12 protein-coding genes are annotated in these 15,101 nt (G+C 57.1%); 7 read left to right on the forward strand and 5 right to left on the reverse strand.

Translation table 11 applies throughout. The annotated features are described in order from the left end of the window. Positions 1–23 precede the first annotated feature (23 nt). Both trpD and trpC read left to right on the forward strand, forming a co-directional pair. Positions 24–1,043 (forward strand): anthranilate phosphoribosyltransferase, encoded by a 1,020-nt coding sequence (gene trpD, locus E4T21_RS05365; protein ID WP_149284049.1) that lies wholly within the window; start codon positions 24–26, stop codon positions 1,041–1,043. Between the two features lie 87 nt (positions 1,044–1,130). After that, entirely contained in the window at positions 1,131–1,931 is an 801-nt protein-coding gene (gene trpC / locus E4T21_RS05370; protein ID WP_149284050.1) for an indole-3-glycerol phosphate synthase TrpC, read from the forward strand. Positions 1,932–2,042: 111 nt separating this feature from the next. Here the strand turns inward: trpC and E4T21_RS05375 are convergent, their stop codons facing one another. Beyond that, on the reverse strand, positions 2,043–5,258 hold the full coding sequence (locus E4T21_RS05375) for an FAD-binding and (Fe-S)-binding domain-containing protein (RefSeq protein ID WP_149284051.1): 3,216 nt from the start codon (positions 5,256–5,258) through the stop codon (positions 2,043–2,045). Positions 5,259–5,477: 219 nt separating this feature from the next. Here E4T21_RS05375 and serS point away from each other — a divergent pair, with 219 nt between their 5' ends. Further along, the gene (serS, locus tag E4T21_RS05380) at positions 5,478–6,752 is read left to right on the forward strand and encodes a serine--tRNA ligase (RefSeq protein ID WP_149284052.1); all 1,275 of its coding nucleotides are present in this window, start codon (positions 5,478–5,480) and stop codon (positions 6,750–6,752) included. A gap of 83 nt (positions 6,753–6,835) precedes the next feature. On the opposite strand, the gene E4T21_RS05385 is transcribed toward serS, so the two are convergent. Together E4T21_RS05385 and trxA are read right to left on the reverse strand one after the other, a co-directional pair. After that, positions 6,836–7,639: an SIMPL domain-containing protein gene (locus E4T21_RS05385; RefSeq protein WP_149284053.1), complete on the reverse strand. Its 804-nt coding sequence runs from the start codon at positions 7,637–7,639 to the stop codon at positions 6,836–6,838. Between the two features lie 177 nt (positions 7,640–7,816). Continuing rightward, complete coding sequence (gene trxA / locus E4T21_RS05390; RefSeq protein ID WP_149284054.1) at positions 7,817–8,140, reverse strand: thioredoxin; 324 nt, start codon at positions 8,138–8,140, stop codon at positions 7,817–7,819. A gap of 267 nt (positions 8,141–8,407) precedes the next feature. Here trxA and cysB point away from each other — a divergent pair, with 267 nt between their 5' ends. Then, positions 8,408–9,379 carry an HTH-type transcriptional regulator CysB gene (gene cysB, locus E4T21_RS05395; protein ID WP_149284055.1) on the forward strand — a complete coding sequence of 324 codons (972 nt, stop codon included), beginning with the start codon at positions 8,408–8,410 and terminating at the stop codon, positions 9,377–9,379. 165 nt (positions 9,380–9,544) lie between these two features. Here the strand turns inward: cysB and E4T21_RS05400 are convergent, their stop codons facing one another. Together E4T21_RS05400 and pabB are read right to left on the reverse strand one after the other, a co-directional pair. Next, positions 9,545–10,165, reverse strand: a complete 621-nt coding sequence (locus tag E4T21_RS05400; protein ID WP_149284056.1) for a phosphoadenosine phosphosulfate reductase domain-containing protein — start codon at positions 10,163–10,165, stop codon at positions 9,545–9,547. A 117-nt stretch (positions 10,166–10,282) separates the two neighbouring features. Next, positions 10,283–11,683 carry an aminodeoxychorismate synthase component I gene (gene pabB / locus E4T21_RS05405; RefSeq protein WP_149284057.1) on the reverse strand — a complete coding sequence of 467 codons (1,401 nt, stop codon included), beginning with the start codon at positions 11,681–11,683 and terminating at the stop codon, positions 10,283–10,285. Between the two features lie 206 nt (positions 11,684–11,889). On the opposite strand from pabB, the gene E4T21_RS05410 reads away from it, so the two are divergent. The 3 genes from E4T21_RS05410 to prpC all read left to right on the forward strand — a co-directional run bounded on the left by E4T21_RS05410 (position 11,890) and on the right by prpC (position 14,969). After that, positions 11,890–12,705, forward strand: a complete 816-nt coding sequence (locus E4T21_RS05410) for a GntR family transcriptional regulator (protein WP_240349301.1) — start codon at positions 11,890–11,892, stop codon at positions 12,703–12,705. 73 nt (positions 12,706–12,778) lie between these two features. Continuing rightward, positions 12,779–13,675, forward strand: a complete 897-nt coding sequence (gene prpB, locus E4T21_RS05415) for a methylisocitrate lyase (RefSeq protein WP_149284058.1) — start codon at positions 12,779–12,781, stop codon at positions 13,673–13,675. A 166-nt stretch (positions 13,676–13,841) separates the two neighbouring features. Beyond that, positions 13,842–14,969: a bifunctional 2-methylcitrate synthase/citrate synthase gene (gene prpC / locus E4T21_RS05420; RefSeq protein ID WP_149284059.1), complete on the forward strand. Its 1,128-nt coding sequence runs from the start codon at positions 13,842–13,844 to the stop codon at positions 14,967–14,969. The last annotated feature ends 132 nt before the right edge of the window (positions 14,970–15,101 follow it).

Raw genomic sequence — 15,101 nt, forward strand, 5'->3', positions numbered from 1 at the left:
ACCCAGAATACAGGAGCCTAAGTATGCAGATGTCAGCAGCGATCAGTGCGGTGATGCGCCGGGAAGACCTGAGTTTCGACGAGGCCTATAACGTCATGCATACCATCATGACGGGCGAAGCCTCTGATGCCCAGATTGCCGCCTTCTTGATGGGAATGGCGATGAAGGGGGAAACGGCTCAGGAAATCAGCGGTTGCGCCAAGGTGATGCGTGACTTGATGAAGCCGGTAACGCTGCGCTCGGAAAATGTCGTGGACATCGTCGGGACGGGTGGCGATGGTGCCAACCTGTTCAATGTTTCCACTGCTTCCAGTTTTGTCGTGGCTGCCGCCGGAGCCCACGTGGCCAAGCATGGCAATCGCGGAGTGTCGTCATCTTCCGGCAGTGCTGATCTGTTTCAGATTGCGGGCATCGAGTTGAACCTCGATGCTGAACAGACTGCCCGGTGCATTGATGAGGTCGGGGTCGGTTTCATGTTCGCCCCCAATCATCACCCTTCCATGCGACATGCCATAGGCCCTCGTCGTGAAATGGGAGTGCGTACGTTGTTCAATATCCTGGGTCCGCTGACCAATCCAGCCGGGGCCGCCAATCAACTGCTGGGTGTCTATGCGCCAGAGTTGCTTGTGCTGATGGCTGAAGTGTTGAAGCGTCTTGGGAGTCACCATGTACTGGTCGCCAATGCCGAAGACGGGCTCGATGAAATCTCTCTGGCGAGCCCGACGCGCATTGCCGAACTCAAGGACGGTGAAATCACCACATATACGATTACCCCCGAGGATCTGGGCATTGAGCGGCAGTCATTGGCACCACTCAAGGTCAAGACCGCGGAAGAGAGTTTGCGTCTGGTGGAAAAGGCGCTGATTGGAGATGGACCGGCGGCGGATATCGTGTCGCTCAATGCCGGTGCCGCACTGTATGCTGCTGATGTGGCCGATAGTCTCAAGGAAGGCGTGATGATGGCCCAGGATGCCCAGTCGACCAAGATGGCTCTGGAGAAAATGAAAGAGCTGGCGAACTTCACTCGGGTATTCCAGCAGTAATCTCACTTGCCACACCAGATCAGCAAGTAGCACCAGACGAACAGCCTGCCAATAAAGCCGCCAAATAAAGAAAGGGACGTAAGCATCATGGCCACTGATACCCCCACCATCCTGACTCAGATTCTTGAGCGCAAGGACGAAGAAGTTGCTGCACGGAGTGCTCAGGTGTCGGAGCAGGAACTGCTCGCGCGCGCTGCGCAACAGGATGCGCCGCGAGGCTTTGTGGCAGCCCTGGAAAGTCGCATTGCTGATAGCGACCCCGCCGTGATCGCCGAGATCAAGAAGGCATCTCCATCCAAAGGGCTCATTCGTGAGGATTTTCGTCCTGGTGAGATTGCAGCCCAGTACCAGGAGGGGGGAGCCACATGTCTTTCTGTCCTGACCGATGCCGACTTCTTCCAGGGACACGAGGACTACCTGATTGAAGCTCGTGGTGCCTGTGAGTTGCCAGTGATTCGAAAGGACTTCATCGTCCATGGCTATCAGGTCAGTGAAGCCAGGGCCATTGGTGCCGATTGTATCCTGCTGATTGCCGCTGCCCTGGACGATACTCGCATGAAGGATCTGTACCAGCAGGGCTGTGATCTTGGTCTGGATGTGCTGGTCGAGGTTCACGACATCCATGAGCTGGAACGTGCCATGGCGCTGGACCTGAGTCTGGTCGGTATCAACAATCGTGACCTGCATACCTTCAATACGCGCCTTGAAACGACGCTTGAGTTGCTGCCGAGGATTCCGGCCGGTGTCACCGTCGTGACCGAGTCAGGTATCCACACCCAGGAAGATGTTCTGCGTATGCGTGAGAATGGTGTCGATGCTTTCCTCGTCGGTGAGGCCTTCATGCGCGAGGACGATCCGGGCGAAGGCCTGCGTAGATTGTTCTTCTGAATACGCGGCAAGCCGCTCCGGAATTGCAGGCAATGTTTGCAGGCAACATGAACAAGCCGGTCACGATAGTGACCGGCTTGTTCATTCATGACGAGCAATAACTGGCTTTGGTCAGCTCGCTCGGCGAATGGCGCCAAGCAGCGCCTGCAACGGGTGAGGCAATCGGGTGTCAGATAGGCGCTTGGCTTGGCTGCGGCAGGAATAACCCGTGGCCAGTAGTCTCCCCATGGCACCATGGGCTTCGACCATCGGCTGCCACGACTGAGCATAAATCGTCTTGGATGTCTCCAGGTTACGAGCCTCGTGGCCGTAGGTACCGGACATGCCGCAGCAGCCACTGGCTAAGGTATCGAGGCTCAGACCGAATTGCTCGAACAGTTGCTGCCAGGCTCTGGGGCTGCCGGGGCTCTGGGTCTTTTCAGTACAGTGGCTCAGCAGCGAGAAGGGCGCTTCGCCACTCAGGTCGAGGGTCGATGGCGTCAGGCGCGGGCCCAGGGAAAGCAGCCATTCCTGCAGCATCAACACCTGAGGTACGGCATCGCTGCCCAGGGCCTTCACGTACTCCTGGCGATAGATCAGGGTCATGGCTGGGTCGATACCGACCAGGGGGACACCGCTCTCGGCAAGCGCCTTGAGCTGTCTGGCCTGGCGTTTGGCGGTGCGCTCGAAGGCACCAAGGAAGCCTTGTACGTGCAGAGGCTTGCCATTGGGGCGGAAGGGTGTGACGAACACGCGAATATCGAGGCGTGATAGCAGTTCCACCACGTCAGCCACCAGTTGCGCCTCGAAGTGGCTGGTAAAGGCATCCTGCACCAGGATCACGCTGGCGGCTTTCTGGCGTTCGGTAAGCCGGCCAAGGGTGACGGGGGTGGCTTCGGTTACGCCCCAGGCGTTGAGCAGCGTCTTGAGTCGCGAGCGAGAAAGCCGAGGGCTGTCTACCATGCCCAGGCCCTTGGTCATCAGGCGATCTACCAGACGATTGCCCAGGGCAGCGTTGTACAGCGGCGCCATGGGAGCCAGGTAGGGCAGCATGAATTCCAGCCCCCCGATAAGATAGTCGCGCAATGGGCGCAGGTAACGTCCGTGATAGATTTCGAGGAACTGGGAACGGAAGGTCGGTACATTGACCTTTACCGGACATTGACCTGCACAGGACTTGCATGCCAGGCAGCCGGCCATGGCGTCATAGACCTGGTGAGAAAAGTCATCCTTGTGGCGTACGCTGTTCAGTGTCCTGGCAGGCAGATGGCGCAGGAAGCCGAGGACACCCTCCTGCTTCTTCTTGCGCGACTCTTCGATCACATCAATGCCGGCCTGGCCCTGCAGGCGTAGCCATTCGCGCATCAGGCTGGCACGGCCCTTGGGAGAATGAATACGGTCTCGGGTGGCTTTCCACGACGGGCACATGGCGTCATTGGGATCATAGTTGTAGCAGGCCCCATTGCCATTGCAGTACACCGCATCGGCATGAGCCTGCCATACGCGCTCGTCGATCTGTCGATCAAAGTCACCGCGCATGGGCACGCCATCGATGGCCAGCAACCCCGGGTCGACGCTCATGACCGCAGAGGTGTTGCGGTCGGTGACAATATTTTTGGGTGCAACGCTACCCGCGGCATCGGGCGGGGAAAGTGAAGCACTCGCGGCATCGGGCGGGGAAAGTGAAGAGCCCGCGGCATCGGGCGGGGTAACAAGCGGTGTGGCGATCTTGCCGGGATTGAGCTGATTGTGGGGGTCAAAGGCACCCTTGAGTCGACGCAGGCTGGGATACAGCTCGCCAAAGAACTTGGGTGCATATTCGGAGCGTACCCCCTTGCCGTGCTCTCCCCACAGCAGGCCGTGATACTTGTGGGTAAGCTCTGCCACGGCATCGGATATTTCACGAATCATGGCCTGTTGTGCGGGGTCCTTCATATCCAGTGCCGGACGCACGTGGAGGACACCGGCATCCACGTGCCCGAACATGCCGTAATACAGGCCGCGGTCGTCGAGCAGCGCGCGGAACTCTGCGATGTAATCGGCCAGGTGCTCTGGGGGTACGGCAGTGTCTTCGACAAAGGGTAGTGGCCGTTTCTCACCCTGGATATTGCCAAGCAGGCCAACAGAGCGCTTGCGCATGGCATACACACGGCCGATAGCGGCACGCCCCTCGGCCAGGGTGAAGCCGAGTCGATCAACGCTGGTGTCCTGCTCCAGGTGAGTGCAGAAAAGCTCGACACGCTCCTTCAGGCGCTGAGGGTCGTCGTCATTGAACTCGACCAGGTTGATACCGCCGATGGCGGGGCTGTCGGCCGCACTTGCAGGGAAGAACTCGGCGACGCTATCCCAGACAAAATCTTCCATGGCGAGGTTGAGCACCATGTCATCCACCGTTTCGATGGATGTTGGCTGCGTCTCGCCGGTCATTAGTGCCTTGGCGTCACGCAAGGCGTCCATGAAACTGGCATAGCGGACATTGACCAGGGTCGAGTGCTTGGGGATCGGCAGCACATTGAGCACAGCCTCATTGGTCAGGGCAAGTGAACCTTCGGCACCACACAGCACGCTGTTGAGGTTGAAGCGGCCATCTTCATCACGAAGGTGGGCCAGGTCGTAACCGGTCAGGCAACGGTTCAAGGGCGGAAAGGTGGCGGCAATGGCGTCGCGCTGGGTATCGATGATCTCGCGGGCGACTCGGTAGGCGCGTCCGGCGGTACTGTCTTCGTTGCAGCATTGGCTCAGCTTGTCCTCGTCCAGCGCCTGGGTGATGAGGCGCTCCCCACCGATCAGTACGCTGTCCAATTCCAGGACGTGGTTGCGTGTCTTGCCGTATTCACAGCTGCCTTGGCCACTGGCATCGGTCGCGATCATGCCTCCAATGGTCGCACGATTGGAAGTGGACAGCTCCGGGGCGAAAAACAACCCATGGGGCTTGAGGGCAGCGTTGAGCTGATCCTTGACGACACCGGCCTGAACCCGGACTCGACGCTTCTCGACATCGATGTCGAGAATCTGGTTCATATGACGGGACACATCGACCACGATGCCATCGGTGAGCGACTGACCATTGGTGCCCGTGCCGCCACCACGTGCGGCAAGGATAACCTGGCGGAATTCTTCGCTGCCTGCCAGGGTGGCCAGGCAGACCAGATCCTCGGCATGGCGTGGGAAGACCGCGGCCTGGGGCAAACGTTGGTAAAGAGAGTTGTCGGTGGCCAGTACGGTACGACTGGCATAGTCCGGGGCAATTTCTCCTTCGAACCCAGCCTTGTTCAAGGCCTCAAGAAAACGCAGGTAGATAGGGTTCTGTACAGTCACAGCATCGTCAGCGGGCAGTCGTGCGATCATGGTCTCGGTCGATAGTCGCCTACGGTTGGTCATGTGCAGGCATTGTTATGGGCAGGAGCTACCACTTTAACGCGTCAGAGGGCTCTGATGCATCCCATCAGGCGACAAGGATTTATACCGATGACGTTGGCTGATGACTGTGGCGCATAGCATGGTGGAAAGCTTTTGCCTACAATGAGCGTCTTTAATTGGACCTCAGACTCGACGGACCCCGATCCCATGCTCGACCCAAAACTGCTGCGCAGCGACCTTGAAGCCGTCGCTCAACGATTGGCCACCCGTGGTTACACGCTGGATATCGAGCGGCTTTCCTCGCTGGAATCCCGCCGTCGCGAGCTGCAGGCCGACACCGAGCGCCTGCAAAATGAGCGTAATACCCGTTCCAAGTCCATTGGTCAGGCCAAGGCCAAGGGAGAAGACATCCAGCCGCTGCTTGATGAAGTCAGCGATCTGGGGGATCGCCTGGGAGCTGCCAAGACGGCACTAGACGAAGTTCAGTCCGAATGGGACGACATCGTGGCTGGCATTCCCAACCTGCCTCATCACAGCGTTCCTCAGGGCAAGGATGAGGACGATAACGTCGAGGTAGCGCGTTGGGGTGAGCCGAATCAGTTCGACTTCGAGGTCAAGGACCATGTTGACCTGGGTGCCAAGAATGGCGATCTGGATTTCGAGCTGGCTGCCAAGCTTACCGGTGCTCGCTTCGCGGTAATGCGTGGACCAGTGGCTCGCCTGCATCGAGCCTTGACGCAGTTCATGCTCGACAAGCAGACCCTGGAGCATGGGTATGAAGAATGCTATGTGCCCTATATGGTCAATCGTGACTCCTTGTTCGGCACCGGGCAGTTACCCAAGTTTGGCGAGGATCTGTTCCGGCTCGATGACGAGCGTGGCTTCCACCTGATTCCTACCGCCGAAGTACCGCTGACCAATTTAATGCGTGGTGACATTGTCGAGGCCAAGCAACTGCCTCTCAAGCTCACTGCCCATACGCCATGCTTCCGTAGCGAGGCAGGATCCCATGGCCGGGATACGCGCGGCATGATTCGTCAGCACCAGTTCGACAAGGTTGAAATGGTGCAACTGGTCGACCCGGCTGTCAGCTATGAAGCTCTCGAAGAAATGCGTGGTCATGCCGAGGCTATTCTTCAGGCTCTGGAACTGCCTTATCGTGTGGTGACGCTGTGCACAGGCGACATGGGCTTCTCCGCAACCAAGACTTATGATCTGGAAGTATGGCTGCCAAGCCAGAACACTTATCGCGAGATATCTTCCGTTTCCAACTGCGAGGACTTCCAGGCCCGCCGCATGCAGACGCGTTTCCGTGCTGCAGGCGAGAAGAAACCACAACTGCTGCATACCTTGAATGGCTCGGGACTGGCTGTGGGCCGTTGCCTGATCGCAGTGATGGAAAACCACCAGAACGAGGATGGTTCGATCAACGTGCCGACAGTGCTACGTCCCTATATGGGCGGTGTTGATAGGATCAACTGATCCGCCGTCCTGCATGTCTGAACGTAAAACCCCCGGGTGGCGACACCTCGGGGGTTTTGTTTGCATGAGATTTGATCAGTGTTTCATTTCTGATCGATTTCCCAGCGCACATTGACCCCGGCATCGATCGTGATGGTACCTGGGCGATACTCAGCAGGTGAGCTTGCTCCTCCTGCTTCGGCACGCATGGCCATCATTTTCGGCTGGAATCCTGGCATGGGGGCCTCGCTGACGCTGATTACATCGCCTAGCTCGACATTCAGGCTCTGAGCCATCAGCTCGGCTTTCTGTCTTGCTCGCGCGAGTGCCTTGCCTAACGCTTCATCCTTGGCAGCATCGCTATCGGCCAGACTATAGCCGACACCATCCAGAGAGTTGACGCCTGCCTCAGTGAGGGCATCGAGGATAACCGGCAAGCTGGACAGGTCGCTGATGGATAGCGTGACGGGCCGTTCCAGACGCGTGCGCACCATGGGTTCTGCTGGAGTGTCACCTCCCCGTTGGGGGCGCTGGATGACTTCCTGATTAACCTGCAGTGAACCTGCCCGGATGGCGTCGCGCTTCAAGCCAGCCTTTTCCAGTGCAGTGACAAGCGCAGCGGCGCGCTTTTCAAGGCGTTGACGGGCATCTGACAGAGCTTGTCCTGAATCACCGCTATCGTCTTCTTGAGCGATGGCGGGAGTTAGCTCCCATAGACGGGCATTCAGCGTGGCCTCATCGGGTGCGACTTCCAGTTGAGCCTGTGCCTGGACGTCCAGGTAGCGAGCTGCATCCTGGTTGTTGGCCAGTACTGGTGTACTGAACAGAATGGGGCTCAGCGCAGTGGCCAGGGCCACTGGTACAAGTGAGCGCCGGGAGGGTAGCCAGCGTGAATGAAACTGTGGCATGAGACAGGAACCTCCATGTCTGGAATGCATTGGATGAGAAGAAGGCCGCTCATGGCAGCGCTCCAACTTCTTGAGATATCTCTTGTTCCCGGAAGGTTCCCAAAAAAAGCCCGCACCGGAAAGCCGGTGCGGGCTTGTTCAGCTCAGCTGAGCATTGACCCAAGAGGCACGTTGGTCTCAGGAATTCTGGTCAATGAACTGGTTCAACTGGGATTTGGACTGGGCACCGACCAGGGATGCGACTTTGGTGCCAGACTTGAACAGCATGACGGTGGGGACACCACGTACGCCTTGCTCGGCGGCAATCTCCGGAGCATCGTCAACATTGATGCTGACAACCTTCAGAGAGCCATCGCGCTCCTCGGCGACTTCGTCGACCACCGGAGCCATCACCTTGCAAGGGCCGCACCAGGGGGCCCAGAACTTCAGCAGAACTGGAGAATCCGATTCCAGTACTTCCTGCTTGAAGTTGGCAGTGGTGACATCGACGTTGTTGGCCATGTGAATCTCCGTTTACGTTACGCTTCTATTGAGCGGAATGGGGGACACGTCAGCCATGTCCGGTGGGACGATGTTATCTGGCGTCCTGGTAGCTGGCAAATATTGGGTCGATAGTTTTTTGCCAAATTTCACGCTCGTCTCGGGTTAGTCTTATATGCTATAAGGTAATCACTGCAAAAGTTTTTATTGCGAACTGGCATTGCGTCGCGCTGGCAGGCTACCTCTGACAATGCGGCATGGGTATCACTCTTGGTATGCGAGTAGGTCATGAAATTACAGCAGCTGCGCTATATCTGGGAAGTCTCGCGTCACAATCTCAATGTGTCAGCCACTGCTCAGAGCCTGTTCACTTCTCAGCCTGGTATTTCCAAACAGATCCGGCTGCTGGAGGATGAACTGGGCGTCGAGATTTTTGCGCGCAGTGGTAAACACCTGACTCGAGTGACACCCGCGGGAGAGGCTATCATTGAACTGGCTGGCCAGGTTCTGCGCCTGACTTCCAACATCAAGGATGTTGCTCAGGAGCACAGCGATGAGCGCCGCGGCAGCCTATCCATTGCGACGACGCATACCCAGGCGCGCTATTGCCTGCCGCAGGTGATTCATACCTTTACTCAGCGTTATCCAGATGTAGCGCTGCACATGCAGCAGGGCACGCCCAAGCAGATCGCCCAGATGGTCAGTGATGGTCAAGCGGACTTCGCCATTGCCACGGAATCTCTGGAGTTGTTCAACGACCTGATCCTGTTGCCTTGCTATCGCTGGAACCGTTGTGTGCTGGTGCCACGAGACCATCCTTTGGCACAGTCTTCCCGATTGACGCTGGAAGAGCTGGCCAAGTATCCCATCGTCACTTATGTATTCGGCTTCACCGGCCGTTCTCAACTGGATGATGCCTTCCGCGCACAGGCATTGACCCCGAATGTTGTGCTGACAGCGGCTGATGCAGATGTCATCAAGACGTATGTACGTCTTGGCATGGGGGTCGGGATCGTCGCCCATATGGCCGTGGATGAAAACGTGGATACGGACCTGGTCGCTTTGGATGCCAGCCATCTATTCGAGAGTTCCACGACCAAGATCGGCATTCGTCGCGGAACCTTCATGCGCGGCTACATGTATGATTTCCTGGAAGGCTTTGCCAGCCACCTGGATCGCGACGTCGTGGATGCGGCGCTCGCCGCAGGCCCGCGCCATGAACATACGCTGTTTGATGGTGTGGAGTTGCCCATACGCTGAAGGCTTTTGGTTCGCTGAAGGCTCTTTGTTCGCTGAAGGCTCTTTGTTCGCTGAAGGCTCTTGCCACAACGACACAGCCCGTCCAGATGGACGGGCTGTGTCGTTGTGGCTTTGACTACTGGTTCGTGATCTTTGCCAGTCGCCTCATTGCTGCTTTTGCGCTACTCAATGCTGCAGATGGAGTCCGCACTCGCGCTTGGCTTCGACCTTGGTGGGATCGAAGTAGTCGAACTCATTGGGCAGGTCATGCGTCTGCAGATACTGGTAGAGGTCACGGGCTGTCCAGTGGAGCAGCGGAGCAACCTTGAGCAAGCCATCGCCATTGCGCGAGACTGGCTGCATGCGAGAGCGCTCTGGAGTGTCCTCGGCACGAAGTGCGGTGAACCAGACATCCGGGGCCAGCTCACGCAGTGCCCGGTTGAAGGGCTCCAGCTTGACCTCTTCGGTAAAGGCTGCGTGACGTGGGTCATCAATACCCGGAGTAGGTCCCTCGACGGCTTCGCGGTGAGCCCGGGTACGCAGCGGCAGGTAACTGATCAGGTTCAGGTTGAGACGTTTGACCAGAGCATCTGCAAAGCGATAGGTCGCCTCTGTGTTGTAGCCATGATCCATCCACACCACAGGAATATCCGGTCGCTGCGATGCCACCATATGCAGGATGACCGCTTCGAACGGGCGGAAGTTGGTGGTGACAATGGGGCGGCTGCCTTGCTCGAGCGACCAGCGAATCAGGGCGGCGGGATCTTGGCCCAGGTCCCGATTGATAATGTCGAGTTGCTGTTCCATTTGGAAACTCCAGAATGATGCCATTCGATATGCCGCTACCCTACCAGAGCTGCGACAGGCTTCCCCAATATCGATTTATGGGTTGGTTATTCCTGCAGGTTTTAATAGCCGGCGTTCTTATTGCTTGCAATGCTGCTCAGGCCCGCTGATCAAGGCATCCATGAGATGGCGAATCTTGGTCAGTGTCTCGGCATATTCTTCGTTGGCATCGGAGTCGGCCACGAGGCCTCCGCCACCCCAGAGGTGCAATTGGCCAGCATCGGCCACCAGTGTGCGAATGGCGATGGAGGTATCCATGTGGCCACGTACATCGATATAGCCGAGGCTGCCGCAATAGGCACTGCGTTGATCAGGCTCAAGTTCGTCGATGATCTGCATGGCGCGAACCTTGGGGGCTCCAGTGATGGAGCCTCCGGGAAAAGCGGCTTCCAGGAGCTGGAGTGGGGAGAGGCCAGCAATGAGTTGGCCGCGAATCACGCTCACCAAGTGGTGCACATTGGCATAGCTTTCGAGCCCGCATAGCTGTGGTACAGAGACACTACCTGGGCGACAGACTCGACCCAGATCATTGCGCAGCAAGTCCACAATCATCACGTTCTCGGCACGGTCCTTGATGCTTGTAGTGAGTGTTTCTGCCATGGCACGGTCTTCATCAGGAGTGCTGCCACGAGGGCGAGTGCCTTTTATGGGGCGTGCTTCCACCTGCCCGTCACAGGCCTCGATAAAGCGTTCGGGAGACAGTGAAAGAATGGCCTGTTGGCATCTGTCCGACTGTCTTTCCCAGGCCATGAAGCCTGCGAAAGGAGTTGGCGTGGCTTGACGAAGATATTGATAGGCTTGCCAGAGATCTCCTTCGTAATGGGCGCTGAAGCGTTGGGCAAGATTGATCTGGTAGCAGTCACCGGCATGGATATAGCGTTTCACGGCTTCAAAGCGCTGCTGGTATTCCGCCTGAGTCAGATTGGCACTGAATTCGGAAGTCAACGCAAACTTGCCTGTTGGACGTTTCGTGCCTAGCCACTGTTCTACCTGACGGCGTCTCTCTGCGCTTGCGACCAGCCAGCTCTTGCACTGGTCATGGTCCTGTATCAGCGCCCAGTCATAAAGGCCGATCCGAGCCAGTGGCAAGGAGGTAACCGCTCTGGCCTTGTTGCCCACTGGTTCCAGATGGCGTCCCAGTTCATACCCCCAGTAACCGATCAAGCCACCAACAAAGGGAAGCTCGCAGTCACGGCAGGGGCTGTCGGCGGAGAGGGCAGGAAGCTGTTCGAGTAGCTGCTGTTGAGCCTCGAAAGGGTGCTGGCTTGTCACCTGCCCATTGCGTGTAGTTGCGATCCCATCGGCCGCCACCTCAAGGATGTCGAGGGGGTCGCTGGACATGATGTCAAAGCGTCCGCCAGGCGCCTCGGGACGACCGCTATCCAGCAATACGGCATCAGGGCGCTGACGTAGCGCCTGGAAATACTCGAGGGGATTGTCGTGATAGGTGACGGGATAGATATCTAACACTGGAGTCATGCCGGCCTTGGGTGAAACAACACGCCATTCTACGAACCTTGCAGCGCTTTGTCGCTGAAATGCGGTCAACGCAGGAGAGACGTCGAGAAAACCCGGTTGGCACATTGTCTACAACAAAAGGTGTATGCGTGATACTTTTCCCACCATTGACCTAGATAAATGACTGCTTTACATTTCCTTCAAGCCTATATTGTCGACAATCAATCATGACCTTCTATGACTCCGACACATCCGTGATACCCGAAGTCCGCACTCTGGCTGAGCGGGTCTTTCATCAGTTGCAGGATGCCATCGTACGTGGGGAGCTGCCTCCGGGTAGCAAGATCACTGAACCGGGTCTGTCCAAGACCTATGGTATTTCTCGTGGCCCCCTGCGTGAGGCAATGCGTCGGTTGGAGGCGCATCGCTTGATCGAGAGGGTTCCCCATGTAGGGGCGAGGGTGGTCAAGCTGTCGATGAAGGAACTGATGGAGCTGTTCGATGTGCGTGAAGCACTGGAGAGCATGGCGGCGCGTATTGCGGCAGAAAATATGACGGCTGCTGAAATTGCAGGCCTGCGTGAAGTGCTGGCAGTGCACGAACAGCAGGCTGACCTGGCTCGCGGCGAAGCTTACTATCAGCGCGAAGGTGATCTCGACTTTCACTACCGCATTGTTCAGGGAAGCCACAATCGCATGCTGATGGCGTTGCTGTGCGATGACCTCTATTACCTGGTGCGTATGTACCGGACTCAGTTCAGTGCCAGTGGCAGCCGCCCTCAAAGGGCTTTTGTCGAGCACCATCGTATCGTCGATGCCATAGAGGCTGGCGACGCGGAGTTGGCAGAGCTGCTGATGCGACGCCACGTCAGTGCTTCAAGGGAAAACGTGATGGCACGTTATGCCGCTTCCTTGGAAGGTCGTGATGAACCTAGCGTTGTTGCACGCAGCGTCTCGGAGCTGAGTGGAACTGAGCAGGACAGGCCCGAATTGAATGAGGGCCAGTTGAATGAAGATCCGTTGAATGAGAATGCATCGAACTGAGTGATAGGTTCCAGCCGGACTCATTTCTCAGCCAGGAATCAATCCAACCTCACTTTCTCTGCGGAGAGACAAGATGACAATCGCTACCCCCGGCGCCCGTTTCCGCGCCGCATTGGATGCCAATCGGCCACTGTCTATCGTTGGTACCATCAATGCCTACACCGCCATGCTTGCTGAGCGTGCGGGCCATCAGGCGATCTATCTCTCCGGAGGTGGTGTGGCCAATGCTTCCTTTGGCTTGCCGGACCTGGGCATGACGACCATGAATGATGTGGTCGAGGATGCTCATCGTATCTGTGGTGCCAGTGACCTGCCGTTGCTGGTGGATATCGATACTGGCTGGGGCGGTGCTTTCAATATCGCTCGTACCGTGAAGGAGATGCAGCGGGCTGGCGTGGCAGCGGTTCACCTGGAGGACCAGGTGGCCCAGAAACGCTGCGGCCATCGTCCAAACAAGGCCATCGTATCCCAGCAGGAGATGGTGGACCGGGTAAAGGCGGCTGCAGATGCGCGTATCGACCCTGCTTTCTATCTGATTGCACGCACGGATGCTTTCCAGAAGGAAGGCCTGGATGCGGCCATTGAGCGTGCCAATGCCTGCATTGAAGCTGGCGCTGATGCCATCTTCGCAGAAGCCGTGCATTCATTGGATGACTACAGGGCCTTCTGTGAGCAGACCAATGCCCCGATTCTCGCCAACATCACAGAGTTCGGTGCCACTCCGCTGTTCTCTCAGCAGGAACTGGCTGAGGTAGGGTGCCGCATGGTGCTTTATCCATTGTCGGCTTTCCGTGCGATGAGTGCTGCAGCCCTCAATGTCTATCAAAGCATCCAGCAGAAAGGGCATCAACGTGATGTAGTCGAGTCGATGCAGACCCGGGAAGAACTATACGACGTGCTCGGCTATCACGCTTTTGAGCAGAAACTCGATGCATTGTTTGCCGAAGAAAGTGAAGCAAACACCAACTGACAAAGATTCAAGCGCAGTCCAGCTGCCTGCCACAGCAAGTTTGCCACGAAACTATTGCCATTAGAGCTGTTACCACAAGAACTATTGTCACAGAGATCTATTGTCACCAGAGCTATTTCAATATAGCCATTTTATAAAGTTATCAGAATAAACAAGGAGCTACGCCATGGTTGATAAACCCCTGGGAGGTGCAGGTCTACGTGGTCAGAGTGCCGGATCCACAGCCTTGTGTACGGTCGGCAAGACTGGCTCCGGGTTGACCTATAGAGGCTATGATATCGCCGAACTGGCCGAGAAAGCGCATTTCGAGGAAGTCGCTTTTCTGCTGCTCAAGGGTAAATTGCCGAACCAGGCAGAGCTGGATGCCTATATCAGCAAGCTCAAGGGATTACGTGGCTTGCCTTCGGCACTGAAGACGGTTCTTGAGCAGATTCCTGCTGACGCTCACCCCATGGATGTCATGCGCACAGGCGCTTCCATGCTCGGCAACCTGGAAACTGAACAAAGCTTCGACCAGCAGTCGGATGTCGCTGACCGCTTGCTGGCAGTACTGCCGTCGATCATCTGTTACTGGTACCGCTTCAGCCATGATGGCGTGCGCATCGATACCGAGACGGATGATGAGTCCATCGGTGGCCACTTCCTGCATATGCTGCGCGATGAACCGGCTTCCCAGCTGCACGCGCGAGTGATGAATGTCTCGTTGATCCTGTATGCCGAGCACGAGTTCAATGCCTCGACTTTCACGGCTCGTGTCTGTGCTTCGACGCTGTCTGACATGCACTCATGCGTCACCGGGGCCATCGGCTCCTTGCGTGGCCCATTGCATGGTGGTGCCAACGAAGCCGCCATGGACATGATTCAGGACTGGAAGTCGGCGGAAGAAGCGGAGCGTGAAATTCTCGGCATGCTCGAGCGCAAGGAAAAGATCATGGGCTTTGGCCATGCCATCTACCGTGAATCCGATCCGCGTAATGCCATCATCAAGCAATGGTCGGAGAAGCTGGCCGAAGATGTGGGTGATAACACGCTCTACCCTGTTTCTGAGCGTGTCGAGGCCGTGATGTGGCGTGAGAAGAAGCTGTTCTGCAATGCTGACTTCTTCCATGCCAGTGCTTACCACTTCATGGATATTCCGACCAAGCTGTTTACCCCTATCTTTGTCTGCTCTCGGGTGACAGGCTGGTGTGCCCACGTGTTCGAACAGCGCGAGAATAATCGCATCATTCGTCCCAGTGCCGACTACACAGGCCCCGAGCACAGCGAGTGGGTGCCAATAGAGCAACGCCGCTAGGCTGCTCCGCAGCATCCGCGACTGGCGCTGGCATGAGTGCTGACGCCAGTCGCGAAGCGCAATTAGCGGGACACTCCCTGTCCGATCATAATGCCAATGCCGCAGCCTCTCGGGGCTTGCCGCGCCTGACTC

This window comes from Halomonas binhaiensis, assembly GCF_008329985.2.
Lineage (GTDB): Bacteria > Pseudomonadota > Gammaproteobacteria > Pseudomonadales > Halomonadaceae > Halomonas > Halomonas binhaiensis.